The following is a 16,361-nucleotide window of genomic DNA, read 5'->3' on the forward strand; positions in this document are numbered from 1 at the left end:
CAGCATTTCAGCCTTTTTAGCTATCGTCCCAACCTAAATCAATTAATAAAACTTATCAACCTTAGTACGTAAGAGCCAGTTCATCTTTCTTGTTATCCCACCAAAGCTTTAAATCTACTCTCGATTGTACACAGTCTATAAGCTTTTGTGCTAGGTTATAATCCCACTTATTTTCATTACTATTATAAAGGTTTTTCAGATCGATCGCAGCACAATGAATGCCATCTGCTTCCAGTCTTTCCTTCGTTCCTTGCAATAAACTCTTATTTTCATCTGAATCCATGACATAGCAATACTCTCCCGCTTTAAGATAGTGATACAATAATTCTTGAGCTACCCATTTTTGGTTGAAAATAGACTCATAAATGGGGTTAAAAATTTTTAATTTTCCTTCTTTCTTGACAACTAAACCAGAAAGGCGCAATTCCATTATGTCGGTATTGTTATCTGCTCCTATTGCTCCTTCCTGTAAAACTTGCTGATACAACTCTAAGCGTTGTAAAGTGCGATCGTTAAATTCAAAAATCAAATTACGAATGGTCTTGAAATGTATTTGAGGATCGTTAAATTCCCACTTTTCTACAATCTCAGATTGCACCAATTTCGCAATACAATCCTTTTCTTCACCTACAGGAATGGGAGAGGTTAATTTTTTATCTTGAATAAGCTTACAGAGTTTTTGGGTGAGAAACGGTTGTCCGCCTGTCCAATACAACACTTGTTTTAGAGCATTTGTGGGGTTTTTAAAATGATTTTCCAGTCCTTTGGCTAAGTTACTGGCGGCTTCCAGTTCAAAACCATTCAATTCAATTTCCTTATATTCGATATTAAATGGGTTGCGAATTTTATGTTTAATTAACTCGTTAGGAGTTAGCACTCCCAGTAAGACAAAACTCAGGCGTTGGTATTCGCTATTGTCAGCACGCTTGTTGTAGCATTGGCAAATAAAAACAAAAAAATCGTCTTTAAACTCTAAGTCACTAATGCTATCAAATTCATCAATAAATATAACTATCTTGTTTTTTAACTTATTTAATAGTTCATCTTCAACAAACTGTATCAACCTTTCTGTAGTAGAAATATTGCTGTGTTGCTCCCACCATTCTTTTATGTTTATTGGTAAAGATAAAGCTCTTGCTAAGTAATTTAAGAATCCTCCATAGAACTCATCTTGTGTCACATTATGACTACAAAGAGGCATCATTTCAATTGCAGCACAGGCCATGTTGTCTGCCTGTTCTGTTTTCAACTTTTGCATTGTTTTGACTCGCAAGCTAGATTTACCCATTTGTCTCGAATTGAAAACATAGCAAAAATTATTATTTTTTAGGGCGCTATAAAGTTCTTCATCTGCGCTTCTCAGCACATAGGTTTCATTCTCAGCGTATAGACTTCCGCCGACTTGATATTGGTAGTTTGAGTTTGGTGTCATACTCATTAACGCTTCTGAAAACTATTGACCAAGACATTTTAGAACAGACGGAATATAAATCATTACCTACTAGGGAGAACAAATTAGCTAAAAACGAAGGATATTTTCCACTGATGAAAACTACTAAAGTCGATCGCGGAAATACAAGCGATATAACTTGTTGCGTGGCTCTACATTCTCGCCTTCTATCTTGATTAACCCCAAATCACGCAAACTTTCGACAATTTCGATTTCTGATACTGACTTAAACTCCACTGGTAAATCTGCTGTAACTATCTTTTTGAATGCTTCTTTGCGTTTTGGATAAATTTCAAAATACCGCAAGTATTCATTTAGGTGGTCGCCATAAATTTCATCTAACCTATCGGTATTATTTAACAATTTTTCAATTTCCATAGTTCCGTCAATGATTTTATTTAAAGCTAGTTTTACTAAATCGGGATGTCCTCCTACCATGTCCATTAATTTTTGAATTTGCTCATCATTAAAATTATTATTTTTATACTGCTCTGCCAAACTTTTTACCTGTTCTTTTTTTAAATATGATAATAATATCTCTGTCCCTTTATTAAATGGTGATCGATGGGGTTGGATTTTGTTGTAATTTTCTCTATAGGTTACTATTAACCGCAATTGCTTCCAAATATTGCGATTCTTAGCTTCCTCATGCCATGTTTGGAGAAGACTAAAAAATTCTCCAGCAATTTCGGAATAAGGGTAAACCTTATCCAATCTATATATTGCTAAGATTAGGGGTTGATCTGCAAGGAGTAGATGATCTTCAAAGTATGCCATACACTTCATCTTACTGTTACCTATTTGGCTATTCCAGTAATCTTCAATATTTATGGATAACTTCAAACCTTGAGCGATCTTAGTACAAAACCACTGTAAAAATGTATCTAGACTCTCTAAATTTTGATACTCCGCCATACGAAGAGATAAAGTTGTTGTTCGATAGTTTTTATTAGCACAATTGAGAATATTATCGATTAGCGTTTTTTTGCCGATACGAATGGGAGCTTTGATTCTCAGCAAGCATCCTGGTATCGAAATCTGGTTTAAACAAAATTCAAATTGAGGTGGTTGTATATAGTCTTCTTGTAGCTTTAGCTCATTTGTTTGGGGATTGGTTTGAGCATTCTCATCCTTTCCCGAATTAGAGCCAATATTCTCCGAAATATGTGAATTGGTTGTATGCGACAGGTTATATCCACCTTTTTCTTCAAGCAATTCAGGTAAACGTGACCATTCTTTTATCCTTTCTACTTTAGTTATGCCCTTAATATATTCTCCCAATCTATCCCGATATTGTAAAAAGGTACTCTCTTTTATTTTGAGTGCATCAGCTATTTCTTTGCTTGTACGCCTCAAAAGCACACCTCGTAGAAGGGTTTTATTTTGGGCGTCGTCCACTTGATATCCCTTCTCTTTTAGGTCTTTACATAATTTATTGAAGTCCTGCAAATGTTCAGCCTTGAAAAAAGTATTTTCCGGGTTGCTCTCCTGATTTTCCATAGCCTCCTCTACACCCTAATAACTTTTAGTTCTGTACAACAAAAGACTAAAACTATTTTCCTAAAACCTTTTACTTGTCAAATTCCTAGACCATAAGCCACAATTTTGAGAAAGCACCACGAGCCAAGTTTTCCATCCCGGCTCGAGGCTAGAAATAAAAGGTGATCACATGATAACAGCAAACCAATCATCCCGGTATACCTTCTCACTGGAAAGTTTTCTGTGTGAGATGATGGACACTCCACCCCACAAGCTAACGCTGGAACTGTTCAAAGCTCTAGTTGCTCGCCTCCAGCTGGAAGATAGCTTCCTCCAAAAGCACATCTTATTTCGTCCCGAAAAAAAATATGGCTGGAAGCCTGTTCTACTGACTCCCTCAGTGGAAATACTGACGTGCTGTTGGATGCCGAGACAGGAATCGGGAATTCACGATCACGGTAACTCCCTGAACGTAACGCAAGTAATTCAAGGCGCTTGCACCGCCCAAATCTATGAGGTTTTGGGACAAGAACTGGTGTTGTCCAAGGAGGAAGAAATTCACGCGAATCAATTAACTGGAGTAGAACGCCAGCCGCAATTTCATCAATTGATTAACAAATCAAACATTGAGCCGCTAGTGACGCTCCACTTCTACTGTCCCGCTCGACCTCAATAATATTAAGAAACCGGGTTTTTGAGTTCCATCAAAACCCGGTTTTTTAATAAAGCTAGATTGTAGCTCGTTCAAAATTTTCCATCTTACCAGTCGGCGTTGGCTTTCATTTTTCAAGGTATTGGGTTATCATAGCTAAAAATTGTTAGGCTTTTCCAATTAAATGCTTTGAGATTGATTAGAGATAAAATTCTGGTTCTATTGACTAAAAAATTTTAGGTTGACTTGAAAAAATAGCTAAAAATTATTACTGGAAATAGCTAAAAATTATTACTGGCGAATTGAATTTGAAAAGCATAGGATAAAAACATGAAAGATAACAGGAGCGAGTTGATTATGAAAATGCCTCTGCAATCTCCCGAACAAGATAGATAAGTTAAGGGCACATGAATTATATCTTTCGCAAAAACCCATCAACTATTACTTCCAAAAAGCCCAAAACGATTTCAGCTACGTAGACAAGTTAGGCAACCATTTTCACAACTCAAAAAAGGATGATCTTTCAGATGTAACTAAAGAAGATTTTGATCTGTGGATACGGTATTTACACATGGGATTGCCTATAATCATACGCTACGTTTACAGCAACCCTTATCATTGCGTTGAAGAAATGGCGGATAAAGTTAAGAGAACAGGAGTGCTAGAAGTTTGCGTTGATTTTAACAATCCGAGCCTCTTAACTCCTTCTAATAATCTCTTCTTTAGGGCTATTCATAATAGCCATCACTTGTTATTAAATGCTCCTTTTGATTGGGAAGGAGACATCAAAGCTGTTCGTCATTTTTGCAGCCTTACCAAAAATCGGATTTTCCACCGCATCTTGTTTAGTGAAATTATTCTTCAAGCAGCCGCCAGTTGCGTGCTTGGAGGACACTTGCCTGATGAGCATAAATTGGTTTTAAGTTTGCCTGAATAGAGATTGAGTTATGAAACCCAACGTTTCATAACTCAAAAAACTTACCAATTTTTAGATAATTTAGACCTAAAGGAGGTTGTTGAAATGGAATGGATTAAATCAATGATTAAATCAATTATCTCTGACATTATTCAGCAAAAACCGGCAATTAAATCAACTATTGACTATGATCAATTCCTCACTGGTGAAGCAACTGTGATCGCAGTAGAACCGCCAAAACAGCGCCCTTATTGGTTTGGCAGAGTGGCCTTTAGGGGTTCCTATTGGAATGCTCGAACTTTATTCCCTGAAACACTAGAAGAAGGCGATATCTGCGAAGTGATTGGTAACTCGAATATTACCCTGATTATTCGGCCATTTCCGCGTTAGATTAAGTACGGTGCGTCAGAGCAATAAAATTAGTTCCAAAATTCTGGTATCTGACGCACCCTACAGATTAACTTTGGTTTAGAACGGTCAGGAGATTTGAACTAGGAACCTAGTCAATGTGAGGAAGTTGCTCAGGGAACCAATTTAAATCAAGTAATTGGTCAAGTGTGTAAGGGCATTCTGTAGGGAAATTAGCAGAGGTTCCAGTTTTTTCTTTGACAAAACCAAGCGCACGCTTGTAGATAAAGTGTAAATGTTCTTGTAAATAGTTTCGTAAGTTAGTTGTCAACCTTTGATCTAATTGATCGCGGAAGCTATAAATTTCACTTCGCCAGTGGTTTGTATTACGCTCTGCTTCATTTTTCCAATACTCAAGCAATAGTAAATGTCTGATAATTTGATTTAACAAACTAACTACAGTATTTCTTTTCTCACTACCCAAATCTTCCAACTCCTCAATTAAATTATCTAAATCTAAAGCATTAAACTGACGGTTTTTGAGTAATTTTATGGTGGACTCCAACCACTCTAAATCGTCAGTTTCATAAAGGGTTTTTAAATCAATAACGCTCATTTCGTTTCCTTTGTACTATTTGACATTAAGTATTCTACCAATCATCATTTCTTCTCGGTGATCTACGAGTTTTAGTAGAACCAGATCTCGGTTCTTGCTTGGTCGATCGCTTCTTCCTTCTCTGCGGTTGTTCCGATTCCGGATCGTTTTCTAACCGACTGCTCATATCAATAAATACATCTCGTCGTAAGTAAGGATAGTCACTCACCCACACATCAAGTTCAGGAAGGTAAATATCGGTGACATTGCTAATCCGACTCATATCGGGTCGATTAGACATTACCACCATTTCAGCCCATTCTCCTGTAACGATCGCTTGGTGAGAACGTCGCAGAGGGACTTGCAACTTAGTCAGAAAACCATTTTCATCCCCAACTTCTAGGGTAAGCCTTCGCTCCCGGTTTTCCACTATCATCAACTCGCCGCGCTTATTGACTGTTTCTTCTGTGCCAACTAATTCTTCACTTATATAAACATCTAACACCTGACCGCGCCAAAAAGCGCTGTACCGCGAACTTCGGCATTGAATATTACGCAAACTCGCCCATAAAACTGGCCCCCACAGCCAGTACATACCGCTGACAATTCCTAATAAAAGAATTATTGGTGCAAATGCCTCTCCTAACAAGCTCGTTATCAAATAAAGTAGCAATACGCTCACCAAAGAAATTAACACCCGCTTTAAAAACTCGGCTGCATTACCCCAGCAATATTTGTACTGGGCGGCTGTGGCGATGAAAGGAATGAGTTGTTCAAATTTTTTGCGCGTTAATGGGACTAGCATATAAATTTTAGATTTTGGATTTTAGATTTTAGATTGAATGGGGAATAGGGCAAGAAAAGTCAAAAGTCACTCATTCAAAATAAAAAGGGGAGTAGGAGCAGAGGAGCAGAGGAGCAGAGGAGAAATTTTCTTGACAACTGACCACTGACCACTGACAACTGACAACTGACAACTGACAACTGACAACTGACCACTGACCACTGACCACTGACCACTGACCACTGACCACTGACCACTGACCACTCCCCAGTCACCTACAATATCTTTTCTAAACCATATACTAACGATTTGAGTTCGGTGACTTTGCGGATTGCCAGCAGCACTCCTGGCATATAGCAAGTGCGATCGCTCGTGTCATGTCTTAGAGTGTAAACTTGACCTGTAGCACCAAAAATCACTTCTTGGTGAGCGATCAAACCGGGTAAGCGCACGCTGTGAATGCGAATACCCTCATCTGCCAAACTGCCTCTAGCGCCCGGTAATTTTTCCTCTTCCGTAACAGAAGGTGGATTGTAGGTTTTGCCCATTTCTGCCAGCATTTGAGCGGTTTTAATAGCTGTACCGCTGGGGGCGTCTGCTTTTTGATTGTGGTGGAGTTCGATGATTTCCACGTAATCGAAGTATTTGGACGCCTGGATAGCAGCTTGCTGAAGCAAAACCATGCCGATCGAAAAATTGGGGATAACTAGGCAACCAGTGCTGGCTTTTTCGGCAAATTCGGCCAATTCTTCAATTTGTTTGGGGCTCAGGCCAGTGGTGCCGACGACGGGGCGGACACCGTAAGCGATCGCAGATCTAACAGAATCATAAACCGTTTTGGGATGGGTGAAATCCACCATAACGCCCAGCACTTTTTCCTGCGCCGCCATCGCCAGTATCGGTTCAAACTGATTGGTAATCGGAACTTCCAGCGGGCCGCATCCAGCCACTTCCCCAGCATCTTGATTGAAAAATTCTGGATTGCGGTCTATCGCACCCAGCAGCGTCATGTCAGGTGCCGCTGCAATAGCTTTGATCGCCTCGCGGCCCATTTTGCCAGCAGCACCGTTGACCACAACTGGGATAGGAGATTGATTCGCCATGATTGAAAAACGGACAAAAAATTTTAGATTTTAGATTTTAGATTTTAGATTGAATTAGGCAATGGAGCAAGAAAAGTCAAAAGTCAAAAGAAAAAGGGGAAAAGGAACGAATTATTGCCCACTCCCCCACTCCCCCACTCCCCCACTCTGCCCCTCTGCCCCTAGCCCCTAGCCCCTAGCCCCTATTCCAAAGGAATTTCGTCTTCAGGATTAAAGGGCTGTTCACCGATGCCAAGTTGCTTTTTAGAGCGTTTAAGCTGTTTCCAGAGTTTCTTAACTTGTTTATAAGCTTCTTCTGGAGAGAGCTTTCCACCCGTTTCTAAAGAGCAGATAAAATTCACCCGCTGGGCAAATTCTTGCAAATTGGCGTTAAAAACCAAATTTTCTGGTTTAACTTGGCCGTAGTAGCGACTACGGGGGTACAGAAAATTGGAGCGATCGTTCATGGCTCCCTCCAGGATATTGTTAATGAAACATTCTTCTGTTATAGACCCTGTTTGTCAGGATTTGTATCCGCTACTATACGGATATTTAGTAGCTTCCCTGTTGCCAAATTTTCCGTTTTGCCCTTATAGCAACCGTCAAGGTAGTTAGGACATCCTAAAACGGCAGAACCAATTCACAGCAAGCATTTCACTTTTGACTTTTGAATGAGTGACTTTTGACTTTTGCCCTTATCTACCAGCCCCACGTTCCTGGCGCACCTTTAAACGGCCCTACAATCTCGCTGGTGATCCAGCCGCCGTAGAAATCACCGGGCTGAGGTTGTACCCTTTCACCATTAAGATAACAAACATCCATCAAACCGGGATAAAAAGCCACGTAGTCTTTGATTGACGCAAAGGCGGAGGTGGGGTCGGGATAGAACCAGGCGGCATTCGGCGCTTGTTTGTCACCCACAATAATTGTGTAGTAACCTGCGTGACCTTTCCACTCGCAAAAGCTACTGCGATTTTGCCTGACCAAGTATTCCATCTTGATGTCGGTGTGAGGGATGTAGTAATTGGGTGGATGACTGGTCTCTAAGACCCGCTTGGCTTGATGGGTATCGACAATTGCGATCCCGTTAAAAACGATCTGGATGTGCTTTGCTGAGTCTTCTAGACGCGGTGGACGCGGGTAATCCCACACAGATTCTTGATCTGGCCTTGGTTGAATGCGCTGGCGGTTCATGTCGATTTTGGATTTTGGATTTTGGATTTTAGATTTTAGAGCTTTCCTGTTGAGGTAAGTTCTTTCTAAGGAAAGATGCGATCTCCTCAACTAACCACTCTTTTTCTGACTGCGCCAGCCAAGAACCGAAACGATGGGTACGCAAGCCTTCTACTAGGGTACAAGCCATGACTGGTTTGTCGTTTACTTCGTAATTATTGCTGAGTTCAATGCGATCGATATCCGCTGTCTTTCCTTTAACTTCATAGCTGAACCAGAATAACTTCCACTGCAACCGGAAATACTTTACCCGATCGATCTCCAATCTTGTCCGACCCGCTACACTAAACAGGATACCTCCCAACATACCCAGTCCGACAATCCAGAAGGGGATGGAAAGCAGAGGGAAAAACACATAGGCCCCAACTGCTAGAGCTCCAGCAGTCCAGAAAAATAAGAAACCGCTCCAAATTAACGCAAACCCCAACCACGAAACGTTCTGTAATCGCCACCCAGCAGGCGGTATTTCCACCACAAGTCGTCCAAGAGTGTTTTTCAACCCAATACGACTCCCTGCTGGCTGACGCCGCTTTTGGATGGTACTGGGATGTTCGCCGCGCAGGTTTGCTAAGGCATCTTTCGCTGAAGAAAATCTATCTTCCGGTATTGGTTCGAGCATTGTTTCCAACCAATCGGCAAACTGTGGTGAAATTTCCACCACGTCGCGAAAGTCGATTTTCAGACGATACTGGGGTAAATCGGCAGGGAATTGGTGCGTCAGCAAAAATAGTAGAGTTGTTCCCAATCCGTACAAATCCGTTGCTGGGTAAGCTTGTCCCCCAAACTGTTCCGGTGCCATATAGCCGTATGTGCCGATGACGGTGCTACCCCGCGTTATGGTGTGGCGATAGGTGTCTTGCACCGCACCGAAATCAACTAGAAAAACTTGTCCATCTTCCCTACGGATGATATTTTGGGGTTTGATATCTCGGTGGATGACTGGTGGGGTAAACTCTTGTAGGTAGATGAGAATTTCCAGAATTTGCTCAGCCAGACGCCGAACCTCGTTTTCGTTTGTGTGCCAACCGCTTTCGACTAGGGATGAGAGCGATCGTCCTTCTGCCAATTCCTGAACCAGGTAAAATCGTCTATCATCAGGCGTATCGACTTGGAAATAATCTAAATATCGAGGGATACAGGGATAGTTCAGCCCAGATAAAGTCTTAGCTTCGCGATCGAACAATTCTAGCACTTTCCAGTCTGTCATGCGGCGCAACGATAACTCTTTGAGTGCCACCCGCTGACTCGTCTGCAAGTCGATCGCTTCGTAGGTTATCCCAATTCCACCTTGTCCCAATATATCTACAATTTGATATCGTTGAGCTAGAGCATCTCCTGGTTGGTGTAGCAGTTCCATTTCGATTTTAGATTTTAGATTGGGCGTCAACTGCATTGGCAGTACGTGAGCGATATCCTGAAATTGTCTGTTGTTATCGTTGGTTAAATTTTTACCGCAGATTAAGACGGATAAACGCAGATAAACGCAGATATGAGAGAATTTTTAGGCCACTATGCTACTAGATATGAGAGCAGGCACTAATTGTGAAATATTTTAGCATCCTTACATATTAGGATCTAGGCGTAAGGGACGCAAAGCAGAGGGGTTGGGCGTTTGGTTCGATGGGGCGGCGGTAGCTGCCCTTTAAAACTTGTATATTTTAATACTGCTGTTTTCAGTTGTTCGTTCTATGGATCGTCTATCCTAGAAATCAAACAATGCCAGCATAAAGGGCTATGGGTGTTACGCGATCGCTTGTTAAATTAACCATTGGTGGCGCAATTGTACTAGGTGGCTTGGCGTTTCCAGCATTACTCACCAAGGAAGGGATCGTTTGGGGCACAGTTTTGGCGACATCCTTAGCCAGTGTAGCTGCTGGAAATACTGCTAATGCGATCGATGCTTTAACTCAGGGGAAAGAGGGCGATCGCATTTCTTTAGAGAATGAAGATTTAACGAAAGCAGTGGGAAAAGCGATCGCAGCTGTCATTACTCTAGCAGCCAAACAACACCCACGCGACACCCGCAATAAATTAGAGAAAATTGCTGCCCAAGCTAAAGATAACTGGGTGAAAATTGCCCAACAGGAACTCACCCAGCAACGCTACCCCGAATTAAGAGAAGCCAAACTCGACGAATTTCTCACACCAGAAGAATACAGCCTCACCCAAAACGGCAACCTCACCCCGCAAGAATGGCAGGATATTTTCATCCGCTTAAACATGGCGGCTTCTAAAGGGGGTGGCTTTCAACTCCCGCCAGAAGTTTATCCCCAAGTAGCCGATTTACTGCATACCACGTTCCCCAAAGCTTTAAGAGAAACCCTCAAAGAAGACTTTGTAAAAGATGGCAAAGCCTTTGCTGGATTAACTTTGCAGTTACTCACGGGGATGAAAGCGGAACTGGCACAACTGCGAAACACTAATCTGGCGGTGAATACTGCTGAATTAACGCAAATTCTCCAACAGTTCCAGCAGCTAGAAACCCAGTTAGGGGGAACCGTCGCCCAGCAGCAGGCATTTTTTCGGCAAATTTCCCAACAAATAGATTCTGGTTTTGCCGAAGTCTGTCAACGGTTGGGGGTGATGGAAACCACTATCACTGGATTGTTACAGAATTTAGAGGAAAGCCTCGAACGTTTGCGCCAAGATGTAGCAGAAGTGCGTCAAGAGATGCGCCAAGGGTTTGAGGAGATTAGAACGCAACAAGGGGGGCGGCAGTTATCCCGCCAAGAGTTGAAAGCCCGTCAGAAGTTATTGAGTGAGGTGGAGACTGAAGTTGAAAGCCGTTTAGCACAGTCGCTACATCATGCGATTCCGCTGAATTTGGGGAAGGAACAGCAACCCCATCAGGTGCAACGCCCTTGGGATGTTTCGGTGAAGGTGGGGGAAGAGCGATCGTTTAAGTTACCCTCAGAAACAAGCATTCTAGAGGTGTTTGAAAATCCAGCTATTAACGGTAAGTTTCTGATTTTGGGTAAACCGGGAGGTGGGAAAACCACCACGTTATTACAGTTAGCCGAAGCCTTGATTCAGCGTGCCGAAACGGATAGCGATGCACCCATCCCGGTAATTTTAGAGCTTTCCGAATGGCGGACAGTTACAAAAGCAAAGTTTCCAGATTTTTGGAATAAGGAAAAATACGATCCTTCAATCAAGGAGTGGATTCTCTCTCAGCTTCGGAGTAAGGGAATTAGTCAGGAAATCGGAGAACAGTGGATTCGGGAAAAGGAATTAGTGCTGCTTTTGGATGGTTTGGATGAGTTGCCCTCGGAACGTCAGGCGAAGTGTGTCCAGGCAATTAATCAGTTTTTACATAGTGAGTTTTCTCCTCTGCATTTGGTGGTATGCAGTCGCAAAGAGGAGTATGAGGAATATGAGGAAGTTCTGCACTTAAATGGTGCGATTTGCTTGGAAGATTTGACGGTAGAGCAAATGCGTCATTATTTCGCCAGCGTCAATCTTGGGAAGTTCTGGGAGAGCATTAAGGATTCGGAGAAGATTATCAATTTTATTCGTCAGCCTTTATTTTTGGCGATTCCAAGTATTGCTTATCAGCAGATTGAGGTTGAGGAGTGGAAAAATTGTAATACTGAGCGAAATAGTATTGATTATTTGCTGGAAATTTACCGAATAAAAGCATTTCAAGATAGCAGAAAAACAAAATATTATGCCCAAAAACAAATATTGTGTCCAATTTTTCAGAACCGTTTAATAAGAATAGCTTTATTTCTCGAAAAAAATCAAATCTCAGCGTTTCGCGTTGATCGTATTCAGCCTAATTTTTTGTTTACTAAATCAGCAATTGTCTTTAGAGCAGTAACGCTTATTGTTTCCCTCCTATTTTGTTCTGCACTCGGATTAGCTTCGGGATTATTTTTGATTAATTATCATCTACTTCTATTTCCTTTAATCATCAATTGGATGAGTTTCTTTTTATTTATCATTATTGTTGTCATTATTTTTGTAGTTACTATTGCCATCGTAATTAGTTGTATAAATAGAATATCAACTCTTAAAGAAACCTCTAATCAAGGTTACAAAATATTAAAGTTATTCTTAATAATTATCTTGCTTCTACCACTAGCAACAGCTTGTATTTGTGCGCTCGTTTTACTGAGTATAATTTTCAACCTTTATTCTATTTGGACAGAAACGAACATCCCTTTACTCAAAGGAGCAATGTCAGGCTTTGTAATTGCAATTCTATGTAATCTTGGAGATATAAATTCAAAATCAAGAATATCACCTAAAACAGAAAAAATCGGCGAAATTTTTATATTGTTAATGCAGATAGCTATTTTTGCGATATTGTTTTCGCAAAATATCGATATTTTTCTGTTTTTCTTCTCTGCATCTACAGGAGCTTACATTGTTTGGCGTATTCCCATTGATGAAGATATAAGCTCAAAAAACAACATGATATTAAACGTATTCTTATACTCTATGCTTTTCGGAGGGATAGGAATATTCTCAGGAATCATTCCTGTTTTCAAGTTTGGCATTGGCCCAGCTTTAAGTAATAGTATGATTCTAAGTTTAATATTCAGCCTATTTGCCGGGTTTGCTGGTATTCAACATCTCGCACTACGTCTGACTCTTTGGGGAACTGGTCAAATGCCTTGGAACATCACCCGCTTCCTCGACTACTGCACAGAACGCCTAATTCTGCAACGAGTCGGCAACCGCTACCGCTTCATCCATCGCCTCGTTCAAGAACACTTTGCCAACCTAGAAATCCAAAAAGAGTAAAACTTTGGGAGTAAAACTAAATTGAACTTTGAAATTATAGGAGAAATACATGACATTGAAATCATTGCCGTTAATCGCTCAATTCGAGAACTCGAACGATTGCAAAAAAGCTACGGTTCTGGACGCTGGCGCAAGCTAAAAGGTATCGCCACTATCCAACTCGAAGATGGAACAGTGTGTGAAGCAGAAATCCACTGGTATGAAGCACACGGAATCGGTAAAAAAGAATTTAAAATTAAATATATTCTGGAGTAAACTATATGGAATTTGCCGTTTGCATCAATAACACAAATTACTCAGCTTCCTTAGAAGTTCGCAAAATTTATCAAGTTTTACCCGACCCTCAAGCCAAAAATCATCAAATGATTCGCGTCATTGATGAATCAGGGGAAGATTATTTATACCCTAGCCGTTATTTTATGCCGATTGAGTTATCTGAACCCCTCCAACAAGCACTTGCTACCTGCCTCTAAAATAAACCCAGAAACCCTCAAGGACGTTCGGCTATCCTTCAGACAAAAACAATTGATAGGAGAAAATCCAATGGCAAACAATACCTCTTTAGAAGAACGGATGGCAGCAGTAGAAGCAGCGATTTCTGAATTGCAGAAACAAATTGCAAATCCTCAACCGACAAATTGGCTACAACAAATTACAGGGTCTTTCAAAGATGAACCTGCCTTTGACGAGGTACTGGCTTACGGACGAGCGTTTCGCCAAGGTGATGATTCTGCACTAGAAGCGCAAGACAAGGTATGAAATATTTGTTGGATACAGACCACTTGAGCGTCCTTCAGCGTCAAACTGGGAAGGATTACAGTAACCTTGCGACACGCATGGCTCATCACCCGCTATCAGATTTTGTGGTGTCAATTGTCACCTTTCACGAACAAATGCTTGGCTGTCATGCCTTTAAGCTAGAATATCGGCAAACGCTAATCCTAACCCAAAATGACTAAAACTCTTGATATCACCGGACTTACTCCCGAACAGATCGAGCAGATTTATGCGATGATAGACACATTTAGGGCTATCAATAAACATCAAAACCCATTAACAGAAGAACAACGAGCGCAATTCGATCCAACTCCGTTGTTTTTTGAAAGCGAAATCCTTCAACCCTTTAATCGTAGTATGCTTTATGGCAACCGAACCTAAAAAAATCTATCTCGATACCAACGTTATCGCCTACGTTGTCAATACTAAAGCACCTCAACACAGGGCAGCATTAGAAATATTTAGACCTAGTGAAACAGAGTTGCTATGCCTTTCATCGCAAGTTTTAGCAGAATTTTACTCCTATATTACCAATCCTGCCATCTTAGCAACACCCATTGAGCCCACAGAAGCCATTAGCCGCATTAAACGGATTTGCCAAATGCCTCATATTTGCTTGCTATCAACTCCGCTCGATCTGTTTGAACGTTGGCTGATTTTACTAGAAGAACGACCCGTGACTAATGGGGGAATTTTTGACTTACTTCATATTGCAATTATGTTAGCTCATCGAGTCACCAGTATTTACACTTTTAATGTCAAGGATTTTTCTTGGTGTTCCCAAATTGAAGTCATCGATCCCAGTCATATTTGAAAATATATAATACTCATATTTTTTTTATCTTTTCAGTATGCACGTTTGAAAGAAGAACTAAAACTAACTTCCACGATTATTCCTCTATCAGTTGTCTCAGTTCGTTAATATTAGAGGAAAACTTCAGTTCTCCTTTTTGCTGTTCTATCTGCGCTAACTTGAAGTTATCATATATCTCATCACGACGTTCTTCACGGATGTATTGGTTTAACAACAGTTTAATTTCCTGTTTTTCATCCGTAGAAAGACCTTTGATTACCTCGAATACATCATTAAAAGTCATTATTTGCTAAGCCTCACGGTACTAAGTACTAACCTACTTTTAATCATACCATAGCAACGCCCCAACGCTATCGGGATCTGCGATCGGATATTGCACCTTACCTAGTAGGGTGCAATATCTGATTTAGCTAGATGGCGGTAAATTCGGTTTTTGTGCGGCAACATCAGTCTTATTTTTTCTAAATCTGTAAAAGCCATATCCTGCCGCACCTATCAACAGGAGATAAGGGATGAAGGCAAATAACCAAATACTTAAACTCAGCAAGCTGAAGGTAAGTTCGCTGACAGAATGGGTTGCTTGTCCCCAAGTTTCCTGAACTCTTAAACCTACGGGAGTTCCCGATACTGGTGTGGCAGAAACGGCAGCTTCTAAATTTAGAGTAATTGTGGAATAAGCTACTTGATTTTGCAAGTTATTTAATTGAGCAGAAATCCGTTCGATCGAATCTCGGATATTGCTAAGTTCTTTGGAGACTTGCAGCACATCTCTAATTGAACCCGATCGCTCCAGAATTTTCAATACCGCTTCTTCTGATTTCCGCAGATTCTTTAGACGCGCTTGGTAATCAACGAGTTGATCTGACACATCCTCAGCGGTAAGAGAACGACTTTGCACCGTTCCTAGTTTAGCAAGGGTGTCGAGAGTAGTGTCCAGCTTTGGGGACGGTACGCGAATTTGCATGGAAGCGGTGTGACGGCTGCTAGAATCTATAGGCTGGCTATCTTGAAATCCCAGTAAATCTCCTTGCTGTTTTCTGATAATAGTTGAGACTTCGCGCATACTCTTGTCAATTGAACCAACGACGAGAGTTAATTCAGCTTTTTTGATTAATTGAGGAAGCGATCGCTTCGCTGGGGCAGATGCTACGATAGTTCCATCCGCAGAAGCTACAACATTTTGCGCTGGGCTGTCTGCCATTCTTTCCATTTGTGCTATTGGTGCTGGTTCCGCTGCTGGCATTACGGCACTTTTACTTTTGGCTGAAATTTGTGCCGGAGAGCTACTACCTGTGGCATTATAGCTTTGACTGCAACTCGGCAGAGCAATGGCGGAGAATGTTCCGATCAGCAAAATATTGAGCAGCCGATCGGATTTAGGATTATGAATTTTTAACTCGTTTTTCATAGTAAATTTTTCCTGGGCAAATTGGGGGAGATGGAGTTATCCGTTATAAATAATTTAACCTTGTCTTAGGTTAA

21 protein-coding genes are annotated in these 16,361 nt (G+C 41.1%); 10 read left to right on the forward strand and 11 right to left on the reverse strand.

The window, feature by feature from the left end; genetic code table 11:
- Positions 1-61 precede the first annotated feature (61 nt).
- Complete coding sequence (locus tag LAY57_RS25915; RefSeq protein WP_249070019.1) at positions 62-1,432, reverse strand: AAA-like domain-containing protein; 1,371 nt, start codon at positions 1,430-1,432, stop codon at positions 62-64.
- 123 nt (positions 1,433-1,555) lie between these two features.
- A complete protein-coding gene (locus tag LAY57_RS25920) occupies positions 1,556-2,950 on the reverse strand; it encodes an AAA-like domain-containing protein (RefSeq protein WP_249070020.1) in 1,395 nt (464 codons plus the stop codon).
- 229 nt (positions 2,951-3,179) lie between these two features.
- Between LAY57_RS25920 and LAY57_RS25925 the strand changes: the two genes are divergently transcribed.
- From LAY57_RS25925 to LAY57_RS25935, 3 genes are all read left to right on the forward strand, one after another.
- Positions 3,180-3,605, forward strand: coding sequence for a cysteine dioxygenase (locus LAY57_RS25925; protein ID WP_249070021.1), 426 nt, complete (start codon positions 3,180-3,182; stop codon positions 3,603-3,605).
- Between the two features lie 553 nt (positions 3,606-4,158).
- Positions 4,159-4,518, forward strand: coding sequence for a hypothetical protein (locus LAY57_RS25930; RefSeq protein WP_249070022.1), 360 nt, complete (start codon positions 4,159-4,161; stop codon positions 4,516-4,518).
- 84 nt (positions 4,519-4,602) lie between these two features.
- Positions 4,603-4,887, forward strand: a complete 285-nt coding sequence (locus LAY57_RS25935; RefSeq protein WP_249070023.1) for an NfeD family protein — start codon at positions 4,603-4,605, stop codon at positions 4,885-4,887.
- Between the two features lie 109 nt (positions 4,888-4,996).
- Here the strand turns inward: LAY57_RS25935 and LAY57_RS25940 are convergent, their stop codons facing one another.
- From LAY57_RS25940 to LAY57_RS25970, 7 genes are all read right to left on the reverse strand, one after another.
- Positions 4,997-5,461: a DUF29 domain-containing protein gene (locus tag LAY57_RS25940; protein ID WP_249070024.1), complete on the reverse strand. Its 465-nt coding sequence runs from the start codon at positions 5,459-5,461 to the stop codon at positions 4,997-4,999.
- Between the two features lie 34 nt (positions 5,462-5,495).
- Positions 5,496-6,245, reverse strand: a complete 750-nt coding sequence (locus LAY57_RS25945; protein WP_249070025.1) for a DUF8619 family protein — start codon at positions 6,243-6,245, stop codon at positions 5,496-5,498.
- Between the two features lie 66 nt (positions 6,246-6,311).
- Positions 6,312-6,488: a hypothetical protein gene (locus tag LAY57_RS25950; RefSeq protein ID WP_249070026.1), complete on the reverse strand. Its 177-nt coding sequence runs from the start codon at positions 6,486-6,488 to the stop codon at positions 6,312-6,314.
- Positions 6,489-6,499: 11 nt separating this feature from the next.
- Positions 6,500-7,327 carry a 4-hydroxy-tetrahydrodipicolinate reductase gene (gene dapB, locus LAY57_RS25955; protein ID WP_249070027.1) on the reverse strand — a complete coding sequence of 276 codons (828 nt, stop codon included), beginning with the start codon at positions 7,325-7,327 and terminating at the stop codon, positions 6,500-6,502.
- Positions 7,328-7,509: 182 nt separating this feature from the next.
- The gene (locus tag LAY57_RS25960; protein ID WP_249070028.1) at positions 7,510-7,773 is read right to left on the reverse strand and encodes a DUF7219 family protein; all 264 of its coding nucleotides are present in this window, start codon (positions 7,771-7,773) and stop codon (positions 7,510-7,512) included.
- Positions 7,774-8,005: 232 nt separating this feature from the next.
- On the reverse strand, positions 8,006-8,500 hold the full coding sequence (locus LAY57_RS25965) for a DUF427 domain-containing protein (RefSeq protein WP_249070029.1): 495 nt from the start codon (positions 8,498-8,500) through the stop codon (positions 8,006-8,008).
- 28 nt (positions 8,501-8,528) lie between these two features.
- Positions 8,529-9,896: a serine/threonine protein kinase gene (locus LAY57_RS25970; RefSeq protein WP_249070030.1), complete on the reverse strand. Its 1,368-nt coding sequence runs from the start codon at positions 9,894-9,896 to the stop codon at positions 8,529-8,531.
- 377 nt (positions 9,897-10,273) lie between these two features.
- On the opposite strand from LAY57_RS25970, the gene LAY57_RS25975 reads away from it, so the two are divergent.
- From LAY57_RS25975 to LAY57_RS26005, 7 genes are all read left to right on the forward strand, one after another.
- Positions 10,274-13,288 carry an NACHT domain-containing protein gene (locus LAY57_RS25975; RefSeq protein ID WP_249070031.1) on the forward strand — a complete coding sequence of 1,005 codons (3,015 nt, stop codon included), beginning with the start codon at positions 10,274-10,276 and terminating at the stop codon, positions 13,286-13,288.
- A gap of 21 nt (positions 13,289-13,309) precedes the next feature.
- Entirely contained in the window at positions 13,310-13,543 is a 234-nt protein-coding gene (locus tag LAY57_RS25980) for a hypothetical protein (protein WP_249070033.1), read from the forward strand.
- A 5-nt stretch (positions 13,544-13,548) separates the two neighbouring features.
- Complete coding sequence (locus LAY57_RS25985; RefSeq protein WP_249070034.1) at positions 13,549-13,761, forward strand: hypothetical protein; 213 nt, start codon at positions 13,549-13,551, stop codon at positions 13,759-13,761.
- Positions 13,762-13,831: 70 nt separating this feature from the next.
- Complete coding sequence (locus tag LAY57_RS25990; protein ID WP_249070035.1) at positions 13,832-14,047, forward strand: hypothetical protein; 216 nt, start codon at positions 13,832-13,834, stop codon at positions 14,045-14,047.
- Positions 14,044-14,247, forward strand: coding sequence for a type II toxin-antitoxin system VapC family toxin (locus LAY57_RS25995; protein WP_249070037.1), 204 nt, complete (start codon positions 14,044-14,046; stop codon positions 14,245-14,247). The genes LAY57_RS25990 and LAY57_RS25995 overlap by 4 nt, the downstream gene beginning before the upstream one ends.
- A complete protein-coding gene (locus LAY57_RS26000; RefSeq protein WP_249070038.1) occupies positions 14,240-14,446 on the forward strand; it encodes a hypothetical protein in 207 nt (68 codons plus the stop codon). Before LAY57_RS25995 ends, LAY57_RS26000 begins: the two co-directional genes overlap by 8 nt.
- Positions 14,430-14,879 (forward strand): type II toxin-antitoxin system VapC family toxin, encoded by a 450-nt coding sequence (locus tag LAY57_RS26005; RefSeq protein WP_249070039.1) that lies wholly within the window; start codon positions 14,430-14,432, stop codon positions 14,877-14,879. Before LAY57_RS26000 ends, LAY57_RS26005 begins: the two co-directional genes overlap by 17 nt.
- A gap of 76 nt (positions 14,880-14,955) precedes the next feature.
- Here the strand turns inward: LAY57_RS26005 and LAY57_RS26010 are convergent, their stop codons facing one another.
- Together LAY57_RS26010 and LAY57_RS26015 are read right to left on the reverse strand one after the other, a co-directional pair.
- Positions 14,956-15,162: a hypothetical protein gene (locus LAY57_RS26010; RefSeq protein WP_249070041.1), complete on the reverse strand. Its 207-nt coding sequence runs from the start codon at positions 15,160-15,162 to the stop codon at positions 14,956-14,958.
- Between the two features lie 123 nt (positions 15,163-15,285).
- Positions 15,286-16,287, reverse strand: a complete 1,002-nt coding sequence (locus LAY57_RS26015; protein WP_249070043.1) for a DUF4349 domain-containing protein — start codon at positions 16,285-16,287, stop codon at positions 15,286-15,288.
- Between the last annotated feature and the right edge of the window lie 74 nt (positions 16,288-16,361).

The sequence above is a fragment of the Argonema antarcticum A004/B2 genome (assembly GCF_023333585.1).
GTDB classification, from domain to species: Bacteria; Cyanobacteriota; Cyanobacteriia; order Cyanobacteriales; family Aerosakkonemataceae; genus Argonema; species Argonema antarcticum.

Coding starts and splice junctions, on each gene's coding strand:
- LAY57_RS25970 (WP_249070030.1), bottom strand. CDS start 9,896: ATGGAACTGCTACACCAACCAGGAGATGCTCTAGCTCAACGATATCAA.
- LAY57_RS26015 (WP_249070043.1), bottom strand. CDS start 16,287: ATGAAAAACGAGTTAAAAATTCATAATCCTAAATCCGATCGGCTGCTC.
- LAY57_RS25940 (WP_249070024.1), bottom strand. CDS start 5,461: ATGAGCGTTATTGATTTAAAAACCCTTTATGAAACTGACGATTTAGAG.
- LAY57_RS25990 (WP_249070035.1), top strand. CDS start 13,832: ATGGCAAACAATACCTCTTTAGAAGAACGGATGGCAGCAGTAGAAGCA.
- LAY57_RS26000 (WP_249070038.1), top strand. CDS start 14,240: ATGACTAAAACTCTTGATATCACCGGACTTACTCCCGAACAGATCGAG.
- LAY57_RS25920 (WP_249070020.1), bottom strand. CDS start 2,950: ATGGAAAATCAGGAGAGCAACCCGGAAAATACTTTTTTCAAGGCTGAA.
- LAY57_RS25985 (WP_249070034.1), top strand. CDS start 13,549: ATGGAATTTGCCGTTTGCATCAATAACACAAATTACTCAGCTTCCTTA.
- LAY57_RS25975 (WP_249070031.1), top strand. CDS start 10,274: ATGGGTGTTACGCGATCGCTTGTTAAATTAACCATTGGTGGCGCAATT.
- LAY57_RS25915 (WP_249070019.1), bottom strand. CDS start 1,432: ATGACACCAAACTCAAACTACCAATATCAAGTCGGCGGAAGTCTATAC.
- LAY57_RS25960 (WP_249070028.1), bottom strand. CDS start 7,773: ATGAACGATCGCTCCAATTTTCTGTACCCCCGTAGTCGCTACTACGGC.
- LAY57_RS26005 (WP_249070039.1), top strand. CDS start 14,430: ATGGCAACCGAACCTAAAAAAATCTATCTCGATACCAACGTTATCGCC.
- LAY57_RS26010 (WP_249070041.1), bottom strand. CDS start 15,162: ATGACTTTTAATGATGTATTCGAGGTAATCAAAGGTCTTTCTACGGAT.
- dapB (WP_249070027.1), bottom strand. CDS start 7,327: ATGGCGAATCAATCTCCTATCCCAGTTGTGGTCAACGGTGCTGCTGGC.
- LAY57_RS25945 (WP_249070025.1), bottom strand. CDS start 6,245: ATGCTAGTCCCATTAACGCGCAAAAAATTTGAACAACTCATTCCTTTC.
- LAY57_RS25935 (WP_249070023.1), top strand. CDS start 4,603: ATGGAATGGATTAAATCAATGATTAAATCAATTATCTCTGACATTATT.
- LAY57_RS25995 (WP_249070037.1), top strand. CDS start 14,044: ATGAAATATTTGTTGGATACAGACCACTTGAGCGTCCTTCAGCGTCAA.
- LAY57_RS25965 (WP_249070029.1), bottom strand. CDS start 8,500: ATGAACCGCCAGCGCATTCAACCAAGGCCAGATCAAGAATCTGTGTGG.
- LAY57_RS25925 (WP_249070021.1), top strand. CDS start 3,180: ATGATGGACACTCCACCCCACAAGCTAACGCTGGAACTGTTCAAAGCT.